The organism is Alkalihalobacterium elongatum (assembly GCF_019024285.1).
In the GTDB taxonomy this organism is placed as follows: Bacteria; Bacillota; Bacilli; order Bacillales; family Bacillaceae_F; genus Alkalihalobacterium; species Alkalihalobacterium elongatum.
This window is the reverse complement of record NZ_WMKZ01000011.1, coordinates 35,017-60,976: the sequence shown is the minus strand read 5'-3', so window position 1 is coordinate 60,976 and position 25,960 is coordinate 35,017. Positions and strand designations below refer to the sequence as shown.

Genomic DNA, 25,960 nt, shown 5'->3' with positions numbered 1-25,960 from the left:
AACAATAAGGAGAGGGATAGTAGAAGTTATTTCTATTATTCCTCTACTAAAATACTTCATGAGAGTATTGTAGGAAGGTAGGGGTAATTAATGCAAATTCTTGTAAGTGGATTAATATTTGGTTGTATATACGGGTTAGCTGCGCTTGGATTAGTTTTAATTTATAAAACTACTGATATTGTTAACTTTGCCCAGGGTGAAATGGCAATGGTTACGACGTTTGTTAGTTTTGTTTTCTTAACTCAGTTTGAATTGGGGTATTTTATCTCATTTATACTAGCGTTATTGTTTGGAGCTATATTTGGAACGGTTGTTCATCAACTCATCATGAAACGGGTTCAATCCGCACCTCACTTGAACCAAATTGTAGTTACGCTAGGGTTATTCATGATATTTAATGGAGCAGCAGGGTTAATTTGGGGACATAAACCAACGGGGTATCCTCAAGCAATCCAAGGAAATTCTATCCAAATTGGAAATGTGTTCATTACCCCAAACGAAATTTTTGTCATTGTCCTAACGATTGTATTAATGTTAATCTTTTTCGTTTTATTTAGGTTTACGAAAATTGGCTTAGCGATGAGAGCATCTTCACAGGATATTAAAGCTTCCCAATTAATGGGGATAAAAGTAACTACTGTTTTTACAGCCACTTGGGCAGTTGGAGCAATTCTTGGTGGGGTAGCTGGAATGATGACAGCACCGATAACATTTTTAGATACGCATATGATGGCTGATGTACTAATAATGGCATTCGCAGCAGCTGTATTAGGTGGATTTGTAAGTTTGCCAGGTGCTTTAATTGGCGGGATTATTATTGGAATATTCGGAAATTTAATTAGTTATTATATTGCACCAGAAATGAAGTTAGTTTACACGTTTTTATTAATCATAATTGTACTTTATATTCGTCCTCAAGGAATTTTTGGAGGTACTCAAACTGTTAAAAAGGTGTGATGAACTTGAATTTTATTTATAATAAAAAATTAACTTTAGGGCTATTAGTTATTTTTATGCTCATTTATCCGCTGCTCGTAGGAAAGTCCAATTATTTTCTGACACTATTTGTAATCACATGTATATATATCATTACGTCAATGTCATTAAATCTATTAATAGGATATGGAGGACAAATTTCTGTTGGGCATGCAGGTTTCTTAAGTATTGGTGGGTATTCAGTAGCTATCTTATCAACAAAAGTTGGATTACCGTTTTTTATCATCCTTCCATTAGCAGGTGTGATTACGGGTTTAATTGGTCTTTTAATCGGTCTGCCAGCTGTTCGTTTGAAAGGACACTTTTTAGCGGTAGCTACTCTAGGTTTTGGGTTATCTATACCACAAATTGCTTTAAACTGGAGTAGTCTAACAGGTGGATACTCTGGGATCGCTGTAGCAAAACCTAGCTTATTCTCTTCCAACTTTCAAATGTTTTATGTCGTTGTAGCTATTACTATTTTAATTACATGGTTAATGTATAACATTGTAAAAAGTAGACTTGGCCGTGCTTTTATCGCCATCCGGGATAGTGAAGTAGCCTCTCAATCTATCGGAATCAACATTTCTTTTTATAAAACGGTCATGTTTGTTATTAGTGCATTCTTTACAGGTATTGCCGGTGGACTTTACGGATATTGGGTAGGATTTATTAGTCCAAATGACTTTACAATGGTAACATCCTTCCTAGTTTTAGCAATGATTGTAGTTGGAGGGTTAGCATCGATACCAGGAGCTGTTGTAGGTGCTATATTATTCTCTGTTCTTCCGCATTTCACGGATAGTTACGTAGGAATTACGAATATGGTAATTGGTGTAGCTGTTGTAGCGATTATTTTATTTAAACCTGAAGGCATTGTCGCCATTTTCGAAAGTCTAAAAAGGAAGAAACCTAGTGATAAAGCAGAAGTCGTTCAAAGGGGTGAGGAAAGTAATGTTAACGTTTAAGGATGTAACAGTACAATTTGGAGGACTAACAGCTGTCAATAGTCTTTCATTTGAAGTACCTGAAGGATCAATTTATTCCATTATTGGGCCAAATGGTGCAGGAAAGACAACGGTTTTTAATTGCATTAGTCGTTTTTATACTCCTACTCAAGGACAAATTACGTTCAATGGAGAGGATATAGCGAAATATAAGCCACATGAAGTCATAAAAAAAGGGATTGCACGAAGCTTCCAAAACGTAGAGTTGTTTTCTAAAATGACCGTATTAGAAAACCTACTTACTGGTTTGCACCCTCAGTTAAAAAAGAACATTTTTGCGATTGCCTTAAATCTACCTTCCATAAAAAGGACAGAAAAAGAGGCGAATGAAAAGGCATACGATGTAATGAAGCTATTGAATATTACACATTTAGCGCATGAAAAAGTATCTAATCTATCATTTGGGTATCAAAAAATGGTAGATATCGGCCGAGCGATGATCGCTAATCCTAAGCTTATTTTGTTAGATGAGCCAGTAGCTGGAATGAATCCTGTTGAAACTGAAAGGGTTAGTGAACTAATCTTGCGCTTAAAAAATGAGATGAATTATACGGTTTTATTAATTGAGCATGATATGTCACTCGTCATGAAAGTTTCTGATGCGGTAATGGTCATGAACTTTGGAAAGAAGATTTCTGAAGGAACCCCAGCTAAAGTACAAAACGATCCAGTAGTTATTGAAGCGTATCTTGGGGAGGTGGAAGAAGATGTTGCAGTTAACTAATGTTCATGCATATTATGGGCATGTCCATGCATTACGAGGGGTCTCGTTAAAAGTTCCAGAAGGAAAAATAATCTCCTTACTTGGTGGTAACGGTGCAGGAAAATCTACTACACTAAACGTTATTTCTCGACTCGTTCAACCAAAAGAGGGGAACTTTGAGCTCCAAGGTCAGTCGATGAACAAAAAGTCAGCAAGTGAGATGGTGAAGAATGGTGTTATACAGTGCCCAGAAAACCGTCGAGTTTTTCCGCTATTAACTGTGGAAGAAAACTTAAAGATAGGGGCATTTCAACGTAAAGATAAAAATATTAAATCTGATATGGAAAAAGTATTTAGTTATTTTCCACGATTAAAAGAACGCGTGCAGCAAAAAGCGGGTACATTAAGTGGTGGAGAACAACAGATGTTAGCTATTGGAAGATCTTTAATGGGAAAACCTAAAGTGTTATTACTAGATGAGCCTTCGTTAGGAATTGCACCTAAATTAGTTAGGGAGATTTTTAAGATTATCAAAGAGATTAACAAAGAAGGCACTGCAATTTTGCTAGTTGAGCAAAATGCTCATATGGCAATGGAAATTTCTGATTATTCATATATTTTGGAAAATGGACACGTCGCATTAGAAGGTGATTCGAAGGAATTAAAAACTAATGACGAAGTTCGGAAGTTGTATCTGGGTGGTTAAAAAAATTCATACTAGTAAACATCGATTAACTATAGAAAATTAACAAAACTATCATGTTTAGTTAATTTTCTATTAGATCTTATTAGAAGGAAACTATTGTAAAAGGAATGAGCTTGATGAAATTTGATGAAATTGAAAATGGGATAACATATCAAACAGCCTCTTATGAAGTTACAAAAGAAGATGTTTTTACGTTTGCCTCTCAATATGATCCGCAGTTTATGCATGTTGACGAAGAAAAAGCAAAACAAAGTATGTTTGGTGGAATTATAGCATCTGGTTTACATACTTTGAGTATCACCTGGAAACTGTGGGTGGATATGGATATCATCGGTGACGATATTATAGGTGGTGCGGGAATGAATTATGTTAAATTTGCAAAACCCGTATATCCTGAAGACCACCTATCAGTTGAAGTAAAGATGATTGATAAAAAAGAGCATCCTAAATATTCAGATCGAGGTTTTGTTACAACGTTGTTAAGGACTTTTAATCAAGACGAAGAACTCGTGTTGGAAATTGAAATGGTTGGTTTAGTAAAAAGATAACCAACTGTATGAAAAAATGCAAATTTCACTAATGAACTGTTAATATCTCATACACTTTCTTTGACTTTCTAACTAGTAGTAATAACCTTATATTCGTAATCGGCTAAAGAACTGTAGCCCAAAGGACGAATTATATATTGGCACATTTTTTGCAATAGAAGTTATTGTAGGTTGTTAGAAAAATAGCTGTTTAATTCTGATTATACTAGCAGTTTACTTTTTGAATTGTTTAGTAAACGCTTACAAAGTGTTTATTGAAAAGGAGGGGGAGCAAATTCACAAATCACAATGTTGCTAGAGAAGGTTTGAAAAAAATTGTGAACGTAAATAAGGAGGGTTAACTTTGAAAAAAATTATTATTTTTTGTGTTGGCATGTTTTTTTTCTTATTACTAGCAGCGTGTTCAGAGTCATCTAGTTCACCTGCACCATCAAATTCAGACCAAAATGAAGAAGCGAATGAGTCTCAAGACGAACAAGGTGAATTAAATCTCTCACAAGGGGTGACGGATGATGAAATTTTAATTGGACATCTCGGTCCACAGACAGGGCCAGCAGGATTTTATGATTATGTACGACAAGGAATTGATTTGTACTTTAATTACATTAATGAAAATGGCGGAGTTGATGGTCGTCAGTTAAAGTTAGTTGCCTATGATGACCAGTATCAACCAGCAAAAACAGTACAAATGGCTAGTAGGATCGTCGAGCAAGATCAAGTATTTGCAATACTAGGCCAAATTTGTTCCCCGTGTATTGCAGCTGTAAAAGATTACTATGAAGAAGTAGGTGTCCCAGTTCTATTAATGCAAGCAGGTGCGAAGGAATTTGTTGAGCCTCCAATTGCTAACTTTTTTGGAGCGGGTTTAGTAAACTACCGGTATGAAGCAAAAGTGTTATTAGATTACGCAATCAATGAATTAGATGCAGAAAAAATTGCAGTTGTATATCAAAATGATGATTTTGGAAAAGAAGGATTAGCAGGTGTATTAGAAGGTATTGAAAATTATAGTAATGCTGAAATCGTTACTGAAATTACTTATGTAAGTGGTGATTCAGATCTTAGTTCTCAAGCACAGAAGTTAAAGGAATCAGGGGCAGATGCAGTAATTGTTTATGGACTATCTAATCCTCTTGCTAGTTTAAAACGAGAAATGCACCGAATCGGTTTAACGGACATGGCTTTTCTTACTTCTGCTGTCTCAAATTCACCTGAACAGTTTAAACTTGCAGGAGAGGATGTTTGGAATGGTACGTATGGTGCTCAATTCTTACCATTACCAGATTTCAATTCTGATGATGAGCAAATGAAACTTTTTCTAGAAAGATATTCAGCTAAGTATTCCGATAACTCACCATTGAATACCGTTCATGTCGGATGGACACTAGGAGAATTCTTACATGAAGCATTAAAACGAACAGGTTCCGAACTGAATTGGGAAAACTTTACCGAAGCTCTGTATACATTTGATAATTGGGACGGTTCTTTTTATGAAGGTGTATCGTTTAGCCCAGATAATCACTACGGAGTTACCTCTCTATACATCTCTCAAGCTCAAAATGGTGAACTTGTAAGAATTACAGATTCTATTGCGTTTGACCCAGTTACAGGTGAAATTACTTATAAATAAAACATTTCAACAAAAAAAATTTTTTATTACTGAATATAGAAGGGAGAATAAAATGTTAAAGAAAAAATCTCTTATTTTACTATTTTCGCTAATATTTGTTCTATTACTCGTAGCGTGTCAGGAACCATCAAGTTCTCCTGCACCTGCAGATGAGGATCAAGGTGAAGAAAGTCAGGATCAAACCCAAGAGGAATCAGGTGAAAAAAATTATGCACAAGGGGTAACAGATGACGAGATACTTATTGGTGCAATTGGTCCGCAAACAGGTCCTGTCGCTGAATACGATAAGGTGCGTCAAGGTCTGCAAGCTTACATTAACTATGTAAATGACAATGGTGGGGTTAATGGAAGAACATTTAAATTAATACCATATGATGATCAATACCAGCCAGCTAAAACTGTTCAGGCTGCTCAACGTTTAATTGAGCAAGATCAAGTATTTGCAATTGCCATTCCTTTAGGTACAGCAAATGTAGGGGCTATTCAAGACACGTTAACCAACTCAGGAATTCCAGTAACTGGGATCCAAACGGGTGCTGATAAATTTGTAAACCCTCCAATAAAAAATATTTTCGCAGATACCTTGAACTATACAGTAGAAGCTAAGATCCTATTAGACTATGCAGTTAATGAGCTAGGGGCAAAGAAAATAGCGCTTGCCTACCAAAATGACGACTTTGGCATGCAAGGATCAGGAACTATTAAAGAAGAAATCGGGAAATATGATGCTGAAATTGTTAAAGAAGTTAAATTTCTAGCTTCCGATAGTGACCTAAGTTCACAAGCCCAACACCTTGCTAACTCTGATGCTGATGTAATTTTTATGGTTTCTACACCTATGCCAGCGGCTTCTTTACGAATTGAGATGGATAAAATCGGGGCAACCGATATTCCTTATATTGTTACAAATACTGGAGGTGGAGATAAAAATCAATTTAACATCGCAGGTAAGGACATTTGGGAAGGAACAATAAGTACATCAAAATTTGCTTCTTTAGAAAGTTTACCAGAGATTGAAGAGTACTATGAATATATTACAAAAGACTTTGGCGAAGCAGCGATTGGCGCCTTATCTCAACAAGGGTGGGGACATGGGCAAGTGCTTATCGAAACGTTTAAACGAGCAGGCGATAATTTAACATGGGAAAACTTTATTGCTCAAATGGAAACATTCGATAATTGGGATGGTTCGATTTATGCAGAAGTAACGTACACTCCTGAGCATCGTTATGGAACAACAACACTTTATATTATTCAGGCAAAAGATGGTGAACTTGTCCCTGTGTCTGAAGCTATCTATTATGATCCTGAAACAAAAGAAATTGTCTATGAGTAAGAAGTGTTGACTACAACTCTTTTATTAAAATATTCATTTTAACTCTCGGTGGAATGGGTATTTTACCAAAGGATTAGGCATTTTCGAGAGCATTATTGATAATGCCTAATTTTATTACTCTCTTAATAATAATTAATTATGTAGTTAGAGACAGGTCTTAAAGTAGATAAATTTAAAAATAATTCAAATACAAGAGGTGTTGAAAGGTGAAATATCAAGAACTCGTTGAGAATTTTTCATGGGAAAAAGTAGTTGAAACATTTGATTGGAATTATAATGAAAAGTTTAACCTGGCACACGAATGTTGTGACCGTTGGGCAGATGACCCAAGCCGTATTGCAATTAAATGGGAAGATGAGTTAGGGAATAAGGATACTTGGACCTACCAAAGAATGAAAGAACAGTCTAACCGGATGGCCAATGCACTACGTTCACTAGGTGTAAATAAAGGAGATCGTGTAGCAGGACTTCTTGGTAAAGATATGGAGTTAATTATTACCGTTTTAGCCACTTGGAAGATTGGAGCTGTCTATGTACCATTATTTACAGCTTTTGGGCCTGAAGCTATCACCTATCGATTAAAAGATGCTGGATGTAAAATTTTAGTTACAAATGAGGAACAGGCTAACAAGATCGCTGGACTAGATGTTCCTAGCGAAATTATTTTGACGGATGGCCTATCTAGTAATGGATTGGCATTTTGGGATTTCATTCAATCCTTTTCTCCTGACCATGAAACAGAACCAACAGATGTGATGGATCCATGTGTTATCCAATATACATCAGGTTCAACAGGAATGCCAAAAGGTGCATTATGGGCTCATAAACTTCTTATTAGCTCCTATCCATATGTAAGGTACGCAATAGGCGTAGAGCCTGGAGATCAATTTTTCGGTGGGGCGGATCTCGGTTGGGCATTTGGTCTCGTAAATTGTACATTTGTTCCTCTAAGCTTTGGCACGACTATTCTAGTATATAAAGGTCCGTTCAAAGTAGAGAAAACGTACCAATTACTAGAAGAATACGAAATTACGAATTTTGCTTATGCACCTACTGCATACAGAATGATGATGGCGTCAGGCCCTGAACTTGTAAAACAGCATACGTTCCAAGTGAAAAAGTTTAGTAGTGCTGGTGAACCGCTTAATGCAGAAGTTGTCCGGTTCTTTAAAGAAAATTTTGGTCGGGAAATCTATGATCACTACGGAGCAACTGAAACAGGTATGATCGTAAACAACTTTAACGTAACAGATATGGAAGTAAAACCTGGTTCAATGGGGCTGCCTACTCCGGGCTATAACATTGCATTAGTAAATGACGAAGGTAACCCTGTAGTAAAAGGTGATGCTGGTCAAATCGTGATAGATACGACAGCTTTTCCTTATTTCTTCCTAGGCTATTGGCAAGATCCAAAGAAAACGGCGGAAAAAATCCAAGGAAACTGGTTTTATTCAGGTGATCTTGCGCTTGAGGATGAAGATGGGTACTTTTGGTTCCAAGGTCGATCTGATGACATCATTTCTAGTGCGGGATACCGGATTGGTCCATTCGAAGTAGAAAGTTGTTTAATAGAGCATCCAGCGGTAGCAGAAGCTGCAGTCGTAGGTAAGCCAGATGCTGCTAAAGGTGAAATTGTAAAGGCGTATGTAGTTTTAAATCCATCCTATCCATCTTCAGACGAGTTAGAAAAAGAATTAAGTACCTTTGTTAAGAGTAAATTATCCAAACATCAATACCCAAGAGAAGTGGAATTTGTAGAGAGTCTGCCTAAAACACAAAGCGGTAAAATTCAGCGGTTTCTTTTAAGAAAAAGCATGCAAGTCAGTGAATAGTATACTGGATACTCGTTACCCTTAAATTTTTTTAATAGTTAATTAAGTCGGATTTCGATCTAATAAGAATCATATTCGATTGAGAAAGTTAATAGCCCCTGTTTGTTTCTCTATACTTAACGAACAGGGGCTATTCTTTTTAAATAACAAAAGCTGTTGGCTTTAGAAAGGATGGAGTTAATGGAAATACCACAAAAAATGAAAGCTGCTCGGTTTTATAATGTTAATGAACCGCTGAAGATTGAAGAAGTTCCTGTACCTCAACTTAAGGATGACGAAGTTTTAGTTCAATTGAAGGCTGTTGGACTTTGTGGTTCTGATATTCACATCGCTTATGAAGGAGTAACAGCAACAGATTATCAACCAATTATTTTAGGTCATGAACCATCTGGTATCGTTGTTCAAACAGGAGCAAATGTACAAGGATGGGAAATAGGGACACGAGTATCTGTTTTCCCAATTATTTATTGTGGGTCTTGCCCAAATTGTATTTCAGGGCATAGTGAGATTTGTTATGAGTTAAAAGTGCTTGGCGTTCATCGAGATGGCGGACTTGCTGAATACATGGCTATTCCTGCAAAAAATTTAGTGAAGTTGCCGAACAATATTCCATTTACAATCGGTGCGATTATTACCGACGCTGTCGCAACACCTTTTCATGCGTTAATCGACCGAGCTCAACTACGTGCAGGTGAGTCGGTTGCAATCTTTGGTGCAGGAGGCTTAGGATTACATGCTGTCCAAATCGCGAGAATGGCTGGGGCGAAACAGATTATTGTTGTTGATGTTAAAGATGAACAATTAGAACGAGCAAAACAATTGGGGGCCGACATTTCTATCAATTCAAAGTATGAATCTCCAGTGGAAGTGATTAAGAAGAGTACGAATGGGTATGGAGTCGACGTTGCTGCAGAATTTGTGGGTCTACAAGAGACCATTAAACAAGCCGCTGCTTCTGCTGGGGTTGGCGGACGTGTCGTCGTATCTGGGATAGGACCTGAGCCGATTCAATTAATGGCCACTGAAAAATTTGTACGAAAACAGTTATCATTACATGGTTCGTTCGGTTTAACCAAACAAACCGTTGAACAACTAGCCGCCCTAGCAGGAAACGGCAGAATGAATTTGGAAGATTCCATTACTCACACATTTCCACTATATGAAGTGAATACTGCACTTCACTATTTACACGAGAAGATCGAAAATCCAACACGAATTGTCATTACGTTTGAGTAAGGTATTTTCAAGTTAATATAGTTTTTATTTTTAAGAATTCACAGGGGGGAATAAAAAAATGAGTAATTGGGATTTTTCAGGAAAGACAGTCGTGATAACGGGAGGTAGTCGAGGAATTGGGGCGCAACTCGCACATGATTTCGCAGAATATGGAGCAAATATTGTAATCGTTGGAAGAAACCTAGAAAAGGCGGAGGAAGTGGTACAAGAAATAAGTAAACATCAAGGTCGACATTTAGCAGTTTCATGTGATGTTTCAAAGATAGAAGATATCAACCGTCTATTTGACACAGTAGAAAAAGAATATAAATCACTAGACGTCTTAATAAACGGTGCGGGTGTTAATGTCACCAAACCTGCGGTGGAGGTAACAGAAAACGAATGGGATTATATACTTGACATTAATTTAAAAGGACTGTTTTTCTGTTGTCAACGTGCAGCGAAAACGATGATGTCACAAAATAAAGGGAAAATTATCAATATTTCGTCTACTGGTGGAATTAAACCTCTGCAAGTTGTAGCACCGTATATGTCAAGTAAGGCTGCCGTAATCCATTTGACTAAAGGTTTGGCCTTAGAATGGAGTAGATATAATATATTTGTTAATGCTATTGCACCAGGGTTAATTCCAACTGAAATTAATGCTGAAGATTTTAAAAATACGAAGTGGGTTGAAAAGTCAATCAAAGGGATTCCTTTAAGAAGACTAGGGCATCCCGAAGATCTATCTAGCATATCCTTATACTTAGCATCAGAACAATCAAATTATGTAACAGGACAGACATTTGTTATTGACGGAGGTTTTTCAATAAAATAATTATCTTGTGCTTACTATAAGTAGAACACTAAATAAACCAAACTTCAAAAATCATAGTCTTAAAACCTCTTCATTTAATGTATTCATTGATTGAGGGGGTTCTCTTTGTATTTATAAGTACATTCACAAAGAAAAAGTTAAAGCTATTAAGATGGATTGGAATGTCTATGGTATTAAACCTTAAACTTTACTTGTACCTTTTATAAACATTCCTACATTAACTTTTAGCCATAAAAATCCCCTCCAAGCGACACAGAGACGGTTACTTTAGATGATGGTCTCTTTTTTGTGTGTCTACTTGAAAGGGAGAATACCCCAAAGAACTATTTGATTGTAGAATTATTTTCTAATATTTAATAACGCTCGCTCCGCATTTACAATACCGTGACCATAAAGCTCGTCATATCCATTTTTCCCAGCATCTCTTGCTGTTTGTTGAAGACGAGTTTGTACTTGGCTCGGAGAAGGTTTCTTACCTGTTAATGCCAATTCCTGTGCGATATATGCTGCTGCTACACCTGAAACTTGAGGAGCGGCCATGGAAGTACCACCTTTCCAACCATATCCTTTTCCAAATAGTGCTTCAGCTTCTGGTCCTCTACCGCCATAATTTAAATAAGTTGGAACAGCACTTAAAACTAAATATTTACTCTCACTAACGCCTTCAGGTCCCAGATCTCCACCAGGTGCACCCAAGTCGATCGCGCCGTTTCCATAGTTGGAATAAAACGCTAAACGATCTTCCGTTCCAAAGCCGCCACCAGTAGCGGAAACTGTAATCACTCCAGGCATTTGTGCTGGTACGAAGAATACAGCACCACGAGCTTCCCAACCGTCAGTTCGAGTGCTATTTTGCCATTCTGCAACTTTTGCGGGGCTCTTTAAATCTTGTGCAGAGTTACCAGCAGAAGCCACCACTGTCACTCCTTTATTTACTGCGTAACGAATTGCACGGTTATAAGCAACGTAATCAGCAGCACTGTTTCCGCCTTGGATTCTTTCACCAGTGTTAGGATCTGTATAGAACCATTGACCGAGTAAACGTGTCCCACCTAAACTCATATTTATTACATCTACACCATCGTTAGCAGCTGCAATAATTGCATCAGTGATCCAAATTTGCTGTGCACCACCTGTTGCACCAAAAACTCGATAAGAACGTAAAGATACTCCTGGAGCTACACCTTTCATATTACCTTCTGCTCCAATTGTTCCAGCTACGTGTGTCCCATGACTGTTAAAATCCCAAGAATTTGTAGTACCCGGAACAAAAGTTTTGGAGTTCTTTTCGTCAACAACATCAGCTAGATCTGGATGATCGAAGTCGAAGCCACTATCAATGACAGCAACTACAACATCTTTTCTAGTATCTTTGAACATATCGTGACTAGCACCGTTATTTGTTACTTGCTCGATATCCCATTGATAGCCAGACTCCCAAATATTATCAATTGTTTTTGAAGCAACTACTTCTTCACTAGCAACTTCAAATTCAGGTAAATCAAGAGTAACCTCTTGTGAAGGACCAATTGATAGCACATGACGATTTTTCATCATTTCATTTAGGAAAGAAGCAGGTGTATCCGTTGATACTTCGATTATCCCGATTTGAGGAACCTCATATGTTACCTCTCCACCAGCATTTGAAACGATTTGATCTACATTATTTGGTAGACTCTCAGATTTGAAAACGACTAGTAAACGCTCGGAATTTGAGGTTACTTCAGTTTCACTGTTTGCCAATGCACTAAAGCTAAATGATGATAGCACTAATACAAGAGTCAGGAAACCTATGATAGATTTTTTAAGTGTGTTTTGCATAATAAACTCCTCTCATTACGATTTTTATAAAAAATATCAAAAAAACCTCCTTTTTCTTATCTATGTGTCAATAATAGGTTAATTGGAAATTTAATTCGAATTATAAAAGACTCAATTTTCAGAATAATTAAATAGATAAACATTCCTATTTCCTTTGTTAAGGTAATTCTTTAAATAGGTAAATTTTACAAAAAGGTAGTAAGTAAATCGTAAAATTAGTCGGCTTTTTGTTTGGCAATATAGCAAAATACTATTTATCTTTGGTTAGTGATAGTGAAGTTCGAGTATATAAGGCCCTAAGAACTATGGATAAAGGATTACAAAATGGGCTAATAAGATATTAAAGTGAAGGAAAAGTAGGTTTTTATAAATAAAACTTAATTAGTAAGTGTATGTCTTTTTCCTTATCATTACGAATTTCAATAAACCTCCAAAATTAGTTATTTAACTTATTACTTCCTTCTTTTTCAAATTTCTCTACCTATTCATAAAAAGTAACTTTAGCTATCTGATTCTTAGTAATCAATTCTTTAACTGTATAGTTCTCATTCTTATAAGCCATTACCACTTCATATTTAAACTCAACAGGAAATATATTTATTGGACAAAAAAAGCCCCCCTCAAGACAAAACAGATTTTTATTTTTAATCTGTCTACCTTAAAGGGAGCATATCAAAAGTCTGGGGTCTGGCACTTTGCTATAGATTAAAAGGAATAAGTCTCGTTCTATAATAGTATAAGGCGTCTCATTTACTGTTTTGGGTCATATATTCTAGAACTCCCCCTAGCTGGTTTGTTTTAATAAGGAGTTTTTCGTTATCAAATAAAATAAATGTAGGATATTCAGTAATACTTAGTAGTTGAGCTTTCCGTTCACTGGGCCTTTCTTTGAAGCCAACGCTATTGATCTGGCTTTTATTTAAATCAATTGCTTCCCAAACTTCGTCTTGAATTTGTAAGTTTATTTTCTCATTATTAAATCCCTCTCCTACATAGACTTGTAGGTGGAAGTCACCATGATTTCTTGCGTAATCGAGTGCAAGGTACTCATCGTCAGTCATGTTAACTAATTGAATTTGACTTACAGAATATGCTGGGATATAGTCGATGATTAACTTCGATGATCCTTCCTCGGTTAGAACGTCAGTCCACTGCGATTGAAATGCTTCTTTCGTCCACACATTAAACATATAATCGTGCATCTTTGCCTCTTCTTTTGTAATTTCTGTCCCTTTTTCATCTAAGAATAGTGTGTCTTCCTCTAGATGTATAAGATAAACTTCCCATTCTTCTGGAAATGCAAAATGATCACGCTCTTCTTGAGTCGAATTATCATTAACGATAGCGAGTAGCACCTCTTCATGTCCACTTACATCAAAATAAGGTAGAAAACTAGCTTGAAAGTCTGGAGTGCTAAGATCTACTTTGGCCGAGCAGGCTATTAAAAACATAGTAGATAGAAATAGGTAAACTAATATATTTTTCAATAAGATCCCCCCCTTATTAACAAACCAATAAACTGTTATTCCATACTTAATTATATCCTATTATTGGCATTAATCTATGTGAAAAACTGGTCATTAGCTAAAACTGTGAATACATTAATATATATTTATCCCAAGCATTAGTTTTAAAAATAATCTGCACTTTTTCCATGTGAATTAGATGCGATAGGTGAAGAAAAATGGTACTCTACTATTATGTCTATATTATGACTGAATACTTTTTTATTATAAAGCGTGATTTTGGGATGAGTGCAAAATCAACTTTATCAACAGTATTCTTTAACAAAGCTTATTATAAAATTACCACAGTAAAAATAGATTACTATGATGAAAGGATTATTATTATGTCATATATAAAAGAGAAAAATGGTGTTTTTCCAGCTGTTTGTCCACTTGATTGTCCTGACCAATGCGGCTTACTGTTACATAAAATGGACGGAAAAATTATAAAAGTAGCAGGTGATCCCGATCATCCAGTGACACAAGGAAACATTTGTAATAAAGTTCGTCATATGACCGATCGAATTTATGATCCGAAACGTTTACAGTACCCATTAAAGCGGATTGGTCGTAAAGGTGAAGGGAAGTTTCAACGGATTAGCTGGGCTGAGGCAATTGAGACTATTAAGGATCGTTGGATGCATCTCATTGATAATGAGGGTGTAGAAAGTATTCTTCCTTATGGTTTTTACGGGAATATGGGGAGAATTAGTGCAGAAGGAATGGATCGACGCTTTTTTAACCGACTAGGTGTTAGTATTCAAGATCAAACAATTTGTTCTGCAGCTGGATCAAAAGGATATAGTTATACGATGGGTGGAAGCTTTGGAACGGATCCAGAAGAGACCGTTCATGCTAAATTATTTGTTTTCTGGGGTGTGAACGCAGTAAGTACTAATATGCATCAGGTTGCACTTGCACAGAAAGCAAGAAAAAATGGAGCGAAAATCATAGTTATTGATGTGCACAAAAATCAAACTGGTCGCCTAGCTGATTGGTTTATTCCGATTTTACCAGGAACAGATGGTGCGCTTGCGCTAGGGATTATGCATATTTTATTTGCAGAGAAAATGACAGATTATAATTTTTTACAGAAATATACAGTTGGTCATGAGCAATTGAGAGAACATGTTGTTCATTATGACCCGCTTACGGTGTCAGAAATTACAGGTGTTCCAATTGAAGATATTTATAAACTCGCAAGAATGTATGGTGAAATATCACCATCGTTTATTCGCATAGGTAACGGTCTCCAGCATCATGATAACGGTGGGATGGCTGTTCGAACCATCGCATGTCTCCCTGCCTTAACAGGGCAATGGATTGTAAAGGGTGGGGGTGCGATTAAAGGAAATGGCGGGTTTCTAAGTCATAATGTAAGAGCACTTCAACGACCTAGCTTAAGAAAGAATAAAAACGCGCGAGTAATTAATATGAATTTAATTGGGCAAGCGTTACTAGAAACAAAAGAACCAGTTCGTTCAATGTATGTATACAACAGTAACCCAGCCGTTGTAACACCAGAAGGCAATAAAGTTCGTCAAGGATTGGCAAGAGAAGATTTATTTTTAGTTGTCCATGATTTATTTTTAACCGAGACAGCCATGTTTGCTGATATCGTGTTACCAGCGACGTCTTCTTTTGAAAATACTGACTTTTATACGTCATATTGGCATCATTACATGCAAATCCAACAGCCTGTTATCGAGCCGTACGGTGAAAGTAAATCAAATCCTGATGTTTTCCGAATGCTCGCAAAAACTTTTGGTTTTGAAGAAGAGGCATTTGAACATACTGATGAACAATTAATTCGCCAGTCTATTGACGACGTAGATAACCCGTATCTTAACGATGCTAACTATGAAATACTAGTTAAAGATAAATTTTTAAAGGCTGACAGAAGTATCAATCTTTTAGATAATCTTCCTACACCAAGTGGGAAAATTGAACTTTATTCTAAGCAGATGGAAAGAGATGGTCTTCCTGGCTTACCAACATATACGCCGATTGTTAACGAAGGGGATTTACCATTTTTATTTATTCCAGCACCAAATCACAACTTTTTAAATTCAACGTTTTCTAATAATGAAAAGCATATTTCGCTAGAAAAGTTTCCACGCTTGCACATTAATAGCGCTGATGCAAAAAAGCGCTCAATCGAGGACGGTGACACGGTCCGAGTATGGAATGAACGTGGTGAATGTGAACTGATCGCAGCAGTTGGAGAAAATGTATTGCCAGGAGTTGCAGTCAGTCAGGGCTTATGGGCTGATCTGTCAGGAAAGAAATATTTCGTCAATTCGCTTGTCCCTGACCGTGTAGCAGATATGGGCGGAGGCGCTACGTTCTTTTCTGGAAGAGTAGATATAGAAAAAGTCTAATTTGCAAGATAAAGATCTATTGTTGTAAAAAACGACAGGTGCAACTAAAGGGTATCTAATTTAATTAGATGCTCTTTTTCTTTTCCTTTTATAAGGATAAAACTCACTTTTTAACCTGACACTAACAATATAAAATGGTTTGAATGAAAGGAGAATACTGAAATTGAATAAAGAAGAACTAGAAGATGTGATGATGGAAAAAATTTTGAACGTTAAAAAAGGGAAATCGGAAAGTGAAATATTCAATATTAGTAGACCGCCCGAAGATTTTGGTGATGCTGTAGAACTCTTTTACAACGATCAAGAAAAAAGCTTTAAAGCAGTAGTATATGACCCACAGACGAATACGGTTTTTAGTGAAGAAGATCTCAAAACCGAAACAGAGGTTAGTTCTTTTATTATAAAGACAGTGAACTGAAGGCCTTAAGATAAATATTCATGTAGCCTAAAGGAATATGAAATAAATTTTATCTTAAAAAATAGTTTAAAGGAGATGTCACTATAAGAGGAGAATTTATTAATGACATTATTAAATATTGAAGGGAAGAAATAGCATGGCTATGCTAGCAACAAAGCAAAAGAAAAAACGGGGATGGCTACGTGTTTTATTCATTACTCTATTAGTTATTATCGGAACATGGATCATCATTCACTTTTTACCTGTACAAGAGAGAGAAGCAAAACCGTTTTTTAATAATGATCGTCCAATGGTCATTGCTCATCAGGGTGGGGAACATTTAGCCCCGTCTAACACTTTAGTAGCATTTGATAATGCTAGAGAGCTTGGTGTAGATGTTATCGAGTTTGATGTACATATTACAAAGGATGAGAAGCTTGTAGCGATACACGATTCGACTGTTGACCGAACAACTGATGGGGTTGGAGCCGTTTCAGAACTAACATTAGAAGAAATTCAAGCTCTCGATGCTGGTCATTATTTTAAAGACTTGGAAGGCAGGTATAGTTTTAGAGGACAAGGTATTATAATTCCGACAGTTGAAGAAATTTTTCAGAACTTTTCTAAAATGAAAATGGTTATTGAATTAAAAGCCACTAATCCTCCAACTACTCATGAAGTGATGGCTGAAATACTATGGGACCTTCTCCAACAGTATGAAATTGAAGACCGCGTATTAATTGCATCATTTGACCAATCGATTATTGAAATGTTTGACGAGTTGACAGGTGGGAGAGTTGCGATTAGTGGTGGCCGTGAAGAGATTACTAATTTTGTCATTTTTAATAAATTATTTTTAAACGGGCTTTATTCACCGAATGTTGATGCAGTGCAAATCCCAATGAGAGAAAGCATTTTTGACCTTACGAAATCGCGATTAATTAAATCTGCCCAAAAAAAAGGGATGGATGTCCATTATTGGACGATAAATGATGAAGAGACGATGAGGTTTTTGTTAGATCAAGGGGCAGATGGAATCATTACGGACCGGCCTGATTTAATGCTAAAGATACTAGAAAATCATTAAAATCAGCAACCAAATATTTGAGCCCTTTGTAATTACTAAACTTAAAATGCCTGGCTTCTATAGAGTCCAGGCATTTTGCTTGTAAACTAAATTATTCAACTTACACTTCCATTTTATAATAATCTGATTTCAATAATGAGAATACGACAGTATCGTGGAAACGACTGCCATCAAAATCAGTTTGTCTTAAGGTACCTTCTCTTTTAAATCCATACTTTAATAGCAACTTTTCTGACCCTTGGTTTTCAGCAAAAATATCACCAACTATCCGATTTAGTTCTAGTGTATTAAAGCCAAAAGATAATATTTGCTGTAATATTTCTGACATGACACCGCTTTTTTGGAAATCCTTTCGAATGACAACTCCCATTTCAGTCTTCTTATGCCACAGGTTTAACTTATGAAAGCGAAACATTCCGATTACTTCATCATTTTCTTTCTGTACAACTACCCAAGGAATTTCCTTTTCTGCTTCAAAATTGTTGAGGCTAGTTTCAATGTTAGTTTGAAGTTCTTCCATTGTCTTTACGGGATGTGGGGTAATATACTTCATCGTATCCTCATTACTCATAAATACGAATAAGCTAGAAACATCATCTTTTGTCATACCTCTTAGTAAAAAATGTTTTGTTTCTAAAGTAGGAATTTCAACTAGTACTCTTTTAATAGTACACACCTCTTTCTATGATCCACACTTATACAATTGTAATATATTAATAATTATTATAATCCATAATTAATAGGATATATAAGATATATGATAATTTAAAGCCCAAAACATATTGGTATTCAAAAAATAAATTATTGTTAAATTATCTGAAAATTGTTATGATTATTTTATGGAAAATGTGTAAGTGCTTACAAAATAAATTAAGATATTGGTATTAATATGATAGGAGTGTGATTTCTTGAGACGACCTTTTTTAAATGAAGATCATGAGATGTATAGAAAGTCACTTAGAAAATATATTGAAAAAGAAGTTCTACCATATTACGAGCAATGGGAAGAAGATAAACAAGTACCACATTCATACTGGAGACAGCTTGGAGAGCAGGGGTTTATATGCCCATGGGTTGATGAAAAATACGGGGGAATCAATGCTGATTTTGGATATTCTGTGGTTCTTGCTGAGGAACTGGAAAAGGTATGTACAGGCATTAGTGGACCATCACTACATGCTGATATTATCGTACCATATATCGATACATTTGGTTCTGAAGAACAGAAACAGAAGTGGTTACCACGATGTGTAACAGGTGAAATTATCTCATCGGTAGCGATGACTGAACCAGGTACGGGGTCTGATCTCGCTGCAATAAAAACAACAGCAGTTAGAGACGGAGATCATTACATTATTAATGGGGAAAAGACGTTTATATCGAATGGATATACTACAAATTTTGTCGTCTTAGTTTGTAAGACAGATATAAATGCTAATCCCGCACATAAAGGAATTAGCCTCATAATCATCGATGCAGTTGACCAAGAGGTTCCAGGGTTTAAAAAAGGGAAAAAACTAAGAAAGGTTGGCCAGAACGCAGCTGATACAGCAGAGTTAATCTTTGAAGATGTAAGAGTTCCTGTAGATAACCTACTTGGTGAAGAAGGGAAAGGGTTTTATTATTTAATGGAAAAACTGCAACAAGAACGTCTGATGGTTGCGATAGGTTCCATGACAGCTGCAGAAAGAATGTTAGAAATTACAATAGACTATGTAAAACAACGAAAGGCATTTGGTAAATCGATTAGTCAATTTCAAAATACACAATTTAAAATAGCTGAAATGGCGACTGAAATCGAAATCGGTCGTACATTTGTCGATAACTTAATCGTAAAGCATATGGCAGGAGAAAATGTGGTAAACGAAGTTTCAATGGCAAAATGGTGGGTAACTGAAATGGCTAAAAAAGTGGCTGCTAATTGTATGCAGCTTCATGGTGGTTATGGATATATGGAAGAATACGAGATTGCAAGAAGGTATCGTGATATACCAATTTCAAGCATTTATGCAGGTACAAATGAAATTATGAAAATTATTATTGCCAAAAACCTGGGGTTATAAAAAAGTTCTTAATCAAATCAAATTAATTAAGAAAATTAGGGGGTTAATATGATAGAAAAAATAAGAGACGGAAAAGAACATAAAGAAAAACCAAAGTCACCACTAGGAGAAGTTCTTGGGTTTCATGTTGTTGAAAATAAAGATGGTGTTGCTATTGTTGAATATGAAGCTGATAGTTGTCATACTAACCCAGTAGGTACATTACACGGAGGAGTTCTTTGTGTCATTGCAGATGAAGCAATGGGAGCTGCTTATGCAAGTACCCTGAAGGAAGGGGAGTCATTAACAACGATAGAGTTGAAAGTAAATTACTTAAAGCCGGTATGGAAGGGCAAATTAACAGCAGTAGCTAAAGTTACTAAAAACGGAAATACAATAGGTCTAGTTGAAGCAGAGGTTACTGATGAAAAAGGAAGTTTAGTAGCTAAGGTTGTAAGTACTTTTATGAGATTAAAAGGTGAAATGGCAAAAGGAAGGTAGAGTTTTATTTGAAAGAAAATGAAAAACGACTCTCACTTGGAAAAGTCGTCTTGTCATTTTTAAATTTAAGATAACATTAAATCTCTATCCTTTAAAGGACTTTTTTAGCCAATTCCCAACTTGTTCAACGGCTTTTTGGCCTTGGCGCATAATCCCTGCCATCCAAAAGAAGCCGTGAATCATACCATCATATCTCGTTACTTCGGCAGGAACTCCAGCTTCATTTAGTCTAGCTGCATAGGTTTCACCTTCATCACGTAATGGATCAAATTCGGCTGTAATCACTAATGCAGGGGGTAAGTTAGTAAAGTCTGTAGCTAGAAGTGGTGAAGCGTAAGGTAATGATTTTTGGTCTTCGTTAATATAGTGATTTGCAAACCAATCCATAGCACCTTTAGTTAGAAAGTACCCTTCCCCGTTTTCACGGTGTGAAGGTGTATCTTTAGCAAAATCAGTTGCAGGATAGATGAGAACTTGATAAGCAATGTTTGGACCTCCACGATCTTTTGCCATTAATGAAACGACTGCAGCTAGGTTTCCGCCAGCACTATCACCTCCGATGGCAATATGATCTGGATCACCATTGAACTTAGAAATGTTTTCATATACCCATTTCGTTGCTGCATAGCAATCTTCTGGGGCAATAGGGAAGCGGTGCTCTGGTGCAAGGCGATAGTCTACTGAAACGACGATAGCTTCTGCTCGATTAGTTATAGCTCGAAGTGGGGTATCTACAACATCTAAATCTCCAATAACCCAACCGCCTCCATGGAAATAGATGAAGACTGGGAAAGGACCCGTGCCTTCTGGAGTATAAATACGGATGTTGATTTCAGTATCGTCAACCGAAACGGTTGTATTTTGGACCTTGGCAACTTCTTCGGCAACTCCACCTAAATACTTAAATTTATCTGTGCTTGCACGATTTTGCTCAACTGTTAGCTCATTAACAGCAGGAGCTTCTGCTTGAGTAAGTTGGTCTAGGAAAGATTTGGCTTGTGGATCTAATGTCATCTGGCATTCCTCCAATATTATTTTTTGTAAGCGCTTATCAATGTTTATGTAAAAGTATTGTAGTTCTAGTAGTGTTATTAAAGAAAAATAGAATAAAAGATTCGAATATTCTTCTCAAATAACACTTACTATTTTTATTGAACCACATTTTTTTAGAAAATTCTAAAAAAAAATTGCGGATTTCAAGGATTTCACAAAGAATTAAAGAATTATTAAAAGAGGAGAGGTAATGCAAAATTATTATTTCAAAATGAGGTGGAAAAGTGGCAAGTAAAAACAGACAAATTTTATTAGCAAAAAGACCAAAAGGATTACCAGATGAATCGACCTATCATTTTGTTGAGACGGATATTCCATCAATAAATGATAATGAGGTTCTTGTACAAGCACAGTATTTATCAGTAGACCCTTATATGCGAGGGAAAATGAGTGATGCGAAATCCTATACTGCACCATTTGAACTTGACCAGCCATTACAGGGGGGAGTTGTCGGAACAGTTATTAAATCAAACCATCCAAAATTTAATCAGGGAGATACAGTAACAGGCCTTCTTGATTGGGCAGATTACACAGCTGTGGATGGAAAATTAATAAGAAAAATCGATCCAAATCAAGCCCCAATTACAACAGCCCTATATGTTAATGGGATGCCTGGGTTAACCGCATACTTTGGACTACTAGATATTGGTCAACCAAAAGCAGGTGAGACGGTAGTCGTTTCGGGTGCAGCTGGAGCCGTTGGTATGATTGTTGGACAAATTGCTAAGATCAAGGGATGTCGTGTTGTCGGTATTGCAGGCTCTGAAGAAAAGAACGCTTACTTAATGAATGAGCTAGGCTTTGATGCTGCCATCAACTATAAAACGACAGAAAATATTCGCCAAGCATTAAAGGAAGCCTGCCCAAATGGGGTTGATGTGTACTTTGATAATGTCGGTGGTGAAATTTCCGATGCTGTTTTTTCACTGTTGAATTTTCATGCTCGGGTCGCGCTTTGTGGTCAAATTGCTCACTATAATGATACGAAAGTAGAGATGGGTCCAAGATTTTTAGCGACTTTTCTAAAGCGCAGTGTATTATTAAAAGGGTTTATCGTTACCAATTATGCAGATCGTTATGAAGAAGGTATCTGCGATCTAGCTACTTGGCTAAGAGAGGGGAAAATTAAGTATAAAGAAAATATCGTCGAAGGCTTAGAAAACGCTCCTGATGCATTCCTTGGTTTGTTTAGAGGTGATAACCTAGGAAAACAACTTGTGAAAATTCAATAAAGACTAAATGTCTTTTATTTTACTACAACGAAAAATAATATAATTTTATAAATTAAATATAAAGTGAGGATGATGTATATGTCTAATCAAATTCCTGTAAATATTTCTGAACAACTAGAATTACCTGTAATTTCGGCACCGATGTTTTTAGTCTCTAGTCCCCAAATGGTTGTAGAAGGTTGTAAGGCTGGGATTGTTGGCACATTCCCGCTATTGAATGCGCGTACAGGTGAAATCTTAGAGCAATGGATGGGAGAAATTAATGAAGAGCTTGAAAAAGCAAGGAAAGAGGAACCGAATCGAAAAATTGCGCCTTGGGGAGTTAACCTTATAATTCATCGTTCAAATAAGCGTTTTGAATCAGACTTAGAGCTAGTAAGAAAATATCAACCGCCAGTTGTTATTACGTCATTAGGTAACCCATCAGAAGTGGTGAAGGTAGTTCATGAATATGGTGGACTTGTGTTCTCTGATGTTATTTCAACTAAACACGCAAAGAAAGCAGCAACTTGTGGAGTTGATGGTCTTATTCTTGTTTGTAACGGAGCAGGTGGTCATGGTGGAACCATTAATCCAGTTGCATTTATTGCAGAAGTGAAGCAATTCTGGAATGGAATCACCATTTTAGCTGGATGCCTATCAAGTGGAAGAGATGTCCTAGCAGCGCAAGTTCTTGGAGCTGACTTTGCTTATATGGGCACTCGTTTTATTGCAACTACAGAAGCGATGGCAAGTGAAGAGTATAAATCAATGCTTGTAGAATCAGATGTGGACGACATCATCTATACAGACGCAATTAGTGGTGTTAATGCAAACTTTCTTGCTCCGAGTCTTCAAAAAGCAGGTTTTGACTTAGCTAATTTACAAAAACCAGATGAAATCAATGTAGCACACGCTGATCACCATGAGAACGAAGCGAAAGCATGGAAAGATGTTTGGTCTGCAGGCCAAGGGGTCGGTGCTGTAAAGAAAGTTCAGCCAATTTCAGAAGTTGTTCGCGAATTAAAAGAAGAGTATCAACAAGCTGTTCAACTAGTTAGTAATAATTCTTCGACTTCAAAAGTTTAAAATTATGAATATAAGAGAGTAGGGTTGTTGTTGAACTCTACTCTCTTATTTAGGTTTGAGCCTAATGAGACGGATGTTTTATTATTCTTACAACTGTTTAGTTATATGAACTATTGTTCCATTTTCCGTATACTTGTATACTACTATCCTCTTATTGTTATTGTAAATCTCTGTATTAATGTTTGGCATATTAATTGCATCTAAGGTAGTAAGTGTATGAGGATAAAGGAGGTGGTTGTAATTTTGCCTAATTAATTGTAAGCGTTTACACTTTGTGTTTATTTACTAAATTTATGTAATTGCTTATATGAATTCAATAAGAAAAGTATTCTCTCATTTAGTTAATCCGAAAAACAACGATTTTGAACTCTGTGTTTTAATGCAATCAAAATCTATAAATTAATTTTTATTGGAGGTGCATTTATGAAAGATTGGATTGTTCATCAAGCACTTACTAAGGCGGTGGAGAAGTGTCCAGATAAGCCGTTCTTACTTCTTAATGATCGAAGTGTCACTTACAGAGAACTAGATGAAATCTCTGATCGACTAGCAACTGCATTACTCAATGAAGGATTTAAAAAAGGAGACAACATTGCTATACTTGCGTTAAACCAATTTGAATGGCTCTATACGTATTTTGCTACAGCAAAGATTGGTGTTGGGTTGGTAGCATTAAATGTTAGGTATCGTGAATCGGAATTTGAGTACATGTTAAATAACGCTAATGTTAAAGGCATTGTCTCTATTTCAAACCTCCAAGGCTTTGATTATGCAAATTTCTTTAATAACTTTAAAGAAAAAGTTCCAACCGTAGAAAAGTACATTTTTATAGGTGATGGCTGTTTTGATGGTAGTTTATCGTTCGAGGAGCTCATGTCAGTTCCGATTAATTGGCAGTTAGTAGATCGTTCAAAACAAAATATTACTGACGAAGATACGGTTGTAATCATCTATACATCAGGTACAACTGGAAGACCAAAAGGAACAATGATTACAAACCGTAGTATTTTAGAGGCAGCACAAGCCCAAGTAGATCACCTGTCTCTAAATGAAGACGACTGTATGATCGGTAATTTACCACTAAACCATGTAGGGGGAATAACGTGTACAATACATACCACTTTACTAAGTTTTGGTAGTGTGGTTTTAATACCTCTGTTCATTCCAGAAATGGTACTCCAAGCTATTCATCAATATAAACCAACGATATTTGGCGGAGTCCCTACAATGTATGTCATGCTTTGTAATAATAAAGAAATTACTAATTTTGATTTAAGTTCTATTAAGTATGGTATTGTAGGGGGATCTAATGTTGATCCTGATCTATGTGAAGAGATAAAAATTCATTTTTCACAAGCTCAACTTATTAATTTATATGGACTAAGTGAAACCTCGGGGGCTTGTATTTTAAGTAAGTTAACCGATTCAATGGAAAAGGTTCAACAGAGTATCGGTGTTCCTATTGGAGATTTTAAAGTAAAAGTGATTGATAATGAAGGAAATGATCTGCCAGCAGGTGAGGTTGGCGAATTACTTATCAAAGGAAATTCAACAGCTAAAGGATATTTTGGGTTAGAAGAGGAAACGAAAAAAGCGTTTAGTGATGACAGTTGGTTATCTACTGGTGATGTAGGATATGTGGATGATGAAGGATACATCTACTTTAAAGGTAGAAAAAAAGAGATGTATATTCAAGGTGGATATAATGTTTATCCTGTTGAAGTAGAAAATATTATATCATCTCACCCGAAAGTGTCTGTTGTTGCAGGGATTGGCGTACCCGATACGTTTTTAGGGGAAGTCGGGAGGTACTATATTATACCAAAACAGGGAACAAACATTAGGGAAGAGGAAATAATAGAATACTGCAAACAATATCTAGCTGATTACAAAGTGCCTAAACAAATTGTATTTGAAAAAGAGTTGCCACTTACTCCAGCAGGAAAAGTTCAAAAATCCATCCTAAAGTCTCTTTATCTAGAAAATAGTACAAATTGATAGTGGTAGATTAATAAAAACCATTTGCTAGGTTAAAGGCAAAACCTAGCAGTCCAACAATTCTTTTGATCGTGGAGAAGCGTGT

22 protein-coding genes are annotated in these 25,960 nt (G+C 36.3%); 18 read left to right on the top strand and 4 right to left on the bottom strand.

Features of this window, described 5'->3' with window-relative positions; all coding sequences use genetic code 11:
• Positions 1-90: 90 nt before the first annotated feature.
• The 10 genes from GKP30_RS12805 to GKP30_RS12760 all read left to right on the top strand — a co-directional run bounded on the left by GKP30_RS12805 (position 91) and on the right by GKP30_RS12760 (position 10,790).
• Positions 91-957 carry a branched-chain amino acid ABC transporter permease gene (locus GKP30_RS12805; protein ID WP_216829845.1) on the top strand — a complete coding sequence of 289 codons (867 nt, stop codon included), beginning with the start codon at positions 91-93 and terminating at the stop codon, positions 955-957.
• A 5-nt stretch (positions 958-962) separates the two neighbouring features.
• Entirely contained in the window at positions 963-1,943 is a 981-nt protein-coding gene (locus GKP30_RS12800; RefSeq protein ID WP_236035073.1) for a branched-chain amino acid ABC transporter permease, read from the top strand.
• Positions 1,930-2,706 (top strand): ABC transporter ATP-binding protein, encoded by a 777-nt coding sequence (locus GKP30_RS12795; RefSeq protein WP_216829843.1) that lies wholly within the window; start codon positions 1,930-1,932, stop codon positions 2,704-2,706. Before GKP30_RS12800 ends, GKP30_RS12795 begins: the two co-directional genes overlap by 14 nt.
• Positions 2,690-3,391, top strand: coding sequence for an ABC transporter ATP-binding protein (locus tag GKP30_RS12790; protein ID WP_216829842.1), 702 nt, complete (start codon positions 2,690-2,692; stop codon positions 3,389-3,391). Before GKP30_RS12795 ends, GKP30_RS12790 begins: the two co-directional genes overlap by 17 nt.
• A gap of 116 nt (positions 3,392-3,507) precedes the next feature.
• Positions 3,508-3,939 carry a MaoC/PaaZ C-terminal domain-containing protein gene (locus GKP30_RS12785; RefSeq protein ID WP_216829841.1) on the top strand — a complete coding sequence of 144 codons (432 nt, stop codon included), beginning with the start codon at positions 3,508-3,510 and terminating at the stop codon, positions 3,937-3,939.
• A gap of 343 nt (positions 3,940-4,282) precedes the next feature.
• Entirely contained in the window at positions 4,283-5,569 is a 1,287-nt protein-coding gene (locus GKP30_RS12780) for an ABC transporter substrate-binding protein (protein ID WP_216829840.1), read from the top strand.
• A gap of 52 nt (positions 5,570-5,621) precedes the next feature.
• On the top strand, positions 5,622-6,905 hold the full coding sequence (locus GKP30_RS12775; protein WP_216829839.1) for an ABC transporter substrate-binding protein: 1,284 nt from the start codon (positions 5,622-5,624) through the stop codon (positions 6,903-6,905).
• Between the two features lie 206 nt (positions 6,906-7,111).
• Positions 7,112-8,737, top strand: coding sequence for an acyl-CoA synthetase (locus tag GKP30_RS12770; protein ID WP_216829838.1), 1,626 nt, complete (start codon positions 7,112-7,114; stop codon positions 8,735-8,737).
• A 180-nt stretch (positions 8,738-8,917) separates the two neighbouring features.
• A complete protein-coding gene (locus tag GKP30_RS12765; protein WP_216829837.1) occupies positions 8,918-9,973 on the top strand; it encodes a zinc-dependent alcohol dehydrogenase in 1,056 nt (351 codons plus the stop codon).
• Positions 9,974-10,031: 58 nt separating this feature from the next.
• A complete protein-coding gene (locus GKP30_RS12760) occupies positions 10,032-10,790 on the top strand; it encodes an SDR family NAD(P)-dependent oxidoreductase (RefSeq protein WP_216829836.1) in 759 nt (252 codons plus the stop codon).
• A gap of 339 nt (positions 10,791-11,129) precedes the next feature.
• Here the strand turns inward: GKP30_RS12760 and GKP30_RS12755 are convergent, their stop codons facing one another.
• Together GKP30_RS12755 and GKP30_RS12750 are read right to left on the bottom strand one after the other, a co-directional pair.
• Complete coding sequence (locus GKP30_RS12755) at positions 11,130-12,611, bottom strand: S8 family serine peptidase (protein WP_216829835.1); 1,482 nt, start codon at positions 12,609-12,611, stop codon at positions 11,130-11,132.
• Positions 12,612-13,357: 746 nt separating this feature from the next.
• Positions 13,358-14,098 (bottom strand): hypothetical protein, encoded by a 741-nt coding sequence (locus tag GKP30_RS12750; protein WP_216829834.1) that lies wholly within the window; start codon positions 14,096-14,098, stop codon positions 13,358-13,360.
• A gap of 362 nt (positions 14,099-14,460) precedes the next feature.
• Between GKP30_RS12750 and GKP30_RS12745 the strand changes: the two genes are divergently transcribed.
• From GKP30_RS12745 to GKP30_RS12735, 3 genes are all read left to right on the top strand, one after another.
• Positions 14,461-16,497, top strand: coding sequence for a molybdopterin oxidoreductase family protein (locus GKP30_RS12745; protein WP_236035075.1), 2,037 nt, complete (start codon positions 14,461-14,463; stop codon positions 16,495-16,497).
• 163 nt (positions 16,498-16,660) lie between these two features.
• Positions 16,661-16,915: a hypothetical protein gene (locus GKP30_RS12740; RefSeq protein WP_216829833.1), complete on the top strand. Its 255-nt coding sequence runs from the start codon at positions 16,661-16,663 to the stop codon at positions 16,913-16,915.
• Positions 16,916-17,051: 136 nt separating this feature from the next.
• A complete protein-coding gene (locus GKP30_RS12735) occupies positions 17,052-17,981 on the top strand; it encodes a glycerophosphodiester phosphodiesterase (RefSeq protein ID WP_216829832.1) in 930 nt (309 codons plus the stop codon).
• Between the two features lie 100 nt (positions 17,982-18,081).
• Here the strand turns inward: GKP30_RS12735 and GKP30_RS12730 are convergent, their stop codons facing one another.
• Positions 18,082-18,657 carry a GNAT family N-acetyltransferase gene (locus tag GKP30_RS12730; RefSeq protein ID WP_328703155.1) on the bottom strand — a complete coding sequence of 192 codons (576 nt, stop codon included), beginning with the start codon at positions 18,655-18,657 and terminating at the stop codon, positions 18,082-18,084.
• Between the two features lie 232 nt (positions 18,658-18,889).
• Between GKP30_RS12730 and GKP30_RS12725 the strand changes: the two genes are divergently transcribed.
• Together GKP30_RS12725 and GKP30_RS12720 are read left to right on the top strand one after the other, a co-directional pair.
• A complete protein-coding gene (locus tag GKP30_RS12725; protein WP_216829830.1) occupies positions 18,890-20,044 on the top strand; it encodes an acyl-CoA dehydrogenase family protein in 1,155 nt (384 codons plus the stop codon).
• A 48-nt stretch (positions 20,045-20,092) separates the two neighbouring features.
• A complete protein-coding gene (locus GKP30_RS12720; protein WP_216829829.1) occupies positions 20,093-20,524 on the top strand; it encodes a PaaI family thioesterase in 432 nt (143 codons plus the stop codon).
• Positions 20,525-20,608: 84 nt separating this feature from the next.
• Here GKP30_RS12720 and GKP30_RS12715 read toward each other — a convergent pair whose 3' ends face one another.
• Positions 20,609-21,538 carry an alpha/beta hydrolase gene (locus GKP30_RS12715; RefSeq protein WP_216829828.1) on the bottom strand — a complete coding sequence of 310 codons (930 nt, stop codon included), beginning with the start codon at positions 21,536-21,538 and terminating at the stop codon, positions 20,609-20,611.
• A 263-nt stretch (positions 21,539-21,801) separates the two neighbouring features.
• Here GKP30_RS12715 and GKP30_RS12710 point away from each other — a divergent pair, with 263 nt between their 5' ends.
• From GKP30_RS12710 to GKP30_RS12700, 3 genes are all read left to right on the top strand, one after another.
• Positions 21,802-22,809, top strand: coding sequence for an NADP-dependent oxidoreductase (locus GKP30_RS12710; protein ID WP_216829827.1), 1,008 nt, complete (start codon positions 21,802-21,804; stop codon positions 22,807-22,809).
• 78 nt (positions 22,810-22,887) lie between these two features.
• On the top strand, positions 22,888-23,877 hold the full coding sequence (locus GKP30_RS12705; protein ID WP_216829826.1) for an NAD(P)H-dependent flavin oxidoreductase: 990 nt from the start codon (positions 22,888-22,890) through the stop codon (positions 23,875-23,877).
• A gap of 423 nt (positions 23,878-24,300) precedes the next feature.
• On the top strand, positions 24,301-25,875 hold the full coding sequence (locus GKP30_RS12700; protein ID WP_216829825.1) for a class I adenylate-forming enzyme family protein: 1,575 nt from the start codon (positions 24,301-24,303) through the stop codon (positions 25,873-25,875).
• The last annotated feature ends 85 nt before the right edge of the window (positions 25,876-25,960 follow it).

Bases quoted from the DNA above. Each gene is read 5' to 3' on its own strand.
- GKP30_RS12700 (WP_216829825.1), top strand. From the start codon at position 24,301: ATGAAAGATTGGATTGTTCATCAAGCACTTACTAAGGCGGTGGAGAAG.
- GKP30_RS12745 (WP_236035075.1), top strand. From the start codon at position 14,461: ATGTCATATATAAAAGAGAAAAATGGTGTTTTTCCAGCTGTTTGTCCA.
- GKP30_RS12760 (WP_216829836.1), top strand. From the start codon at position 10,032: ATGAGTAATTGGGATTTTTCAGGAAAGACAGTCGTGATAACGGGAGGT.
- GKP30_RS12795 (WP_216829843.1), top strand. From the start codon at position 1,930: ATGTTAACGTTTAAGGATGTAACAGTACAATTTGGAGGACTAACAGCT.
- GKP30_RS12765 (WP_216829837.1), top strand. From the start codon at position 8,918: ATGGAAATACCACAAAAAATGAAAGCTGCTCGGTTTTATAATGTTAAT.
- GKP30_RS12790 (WP_216829842.1), top strand. From the start codon at position 2,690: ATGTTGCAGTTAACTAATGTTCATGCATATTATGGGCATGTCCATGCA.
- GKP30_RS12785 (WP_216829841.1), top strand. From the start codon at position 3,508: ATGAAATTTGATGAAATTGAAAATGGGATAACATATCAAACAGCCTCT.
- GKP30_RS12715 (WP_216829828.1), bottom strand. From the start codon at position 21,538: ATGACATTAGATCCACAAGCCAAATCTTTCCTAGACCAACTTACTCAA.
- GKP30_RS12805 (WP_216829845.1), top strand. From the start codon at position 91: ATGCAAATTCTTGTAAGTGGATTAATATTTGGTTGTATATACGGGTTA.
- GKP30_RS12735 (WP_216829832.1), top strand. From the start codon at position 17,052: ATGGCTATGCTAGCAACAAAGCAAAAGAAAAAACGGGGATGGCTACGT.
- GKP30_RS12775 (WP_216829839.1), top strand. From the start codon at position 5,622: ATGTTAAAGAAAAAATCTCTTATTTTACTATTTTCGCTAATATTTGTT.
- GKP30_RS12705 (WP_216829826.1), top strand. From the start codon at position 22,888: ATGTCTAATCAAATTCCTGTAAATATTTCTGAACAACTAGAATTACCT.
- GKP30_RS12755 (WP_216829835.1), bottom strand. From the start codon at position 12,611: ATGCAAAACACACTTAAAAAATCTATCATAGGTTTCCTGACTCTTGTA.
- GKP30_RS12720 (WP_216829829.1), top strand. From the start codon at position 20,093: ATGATAGAAAAAATAAGAGACGGAAAAGAACATAAAGAAAAACCAAAG.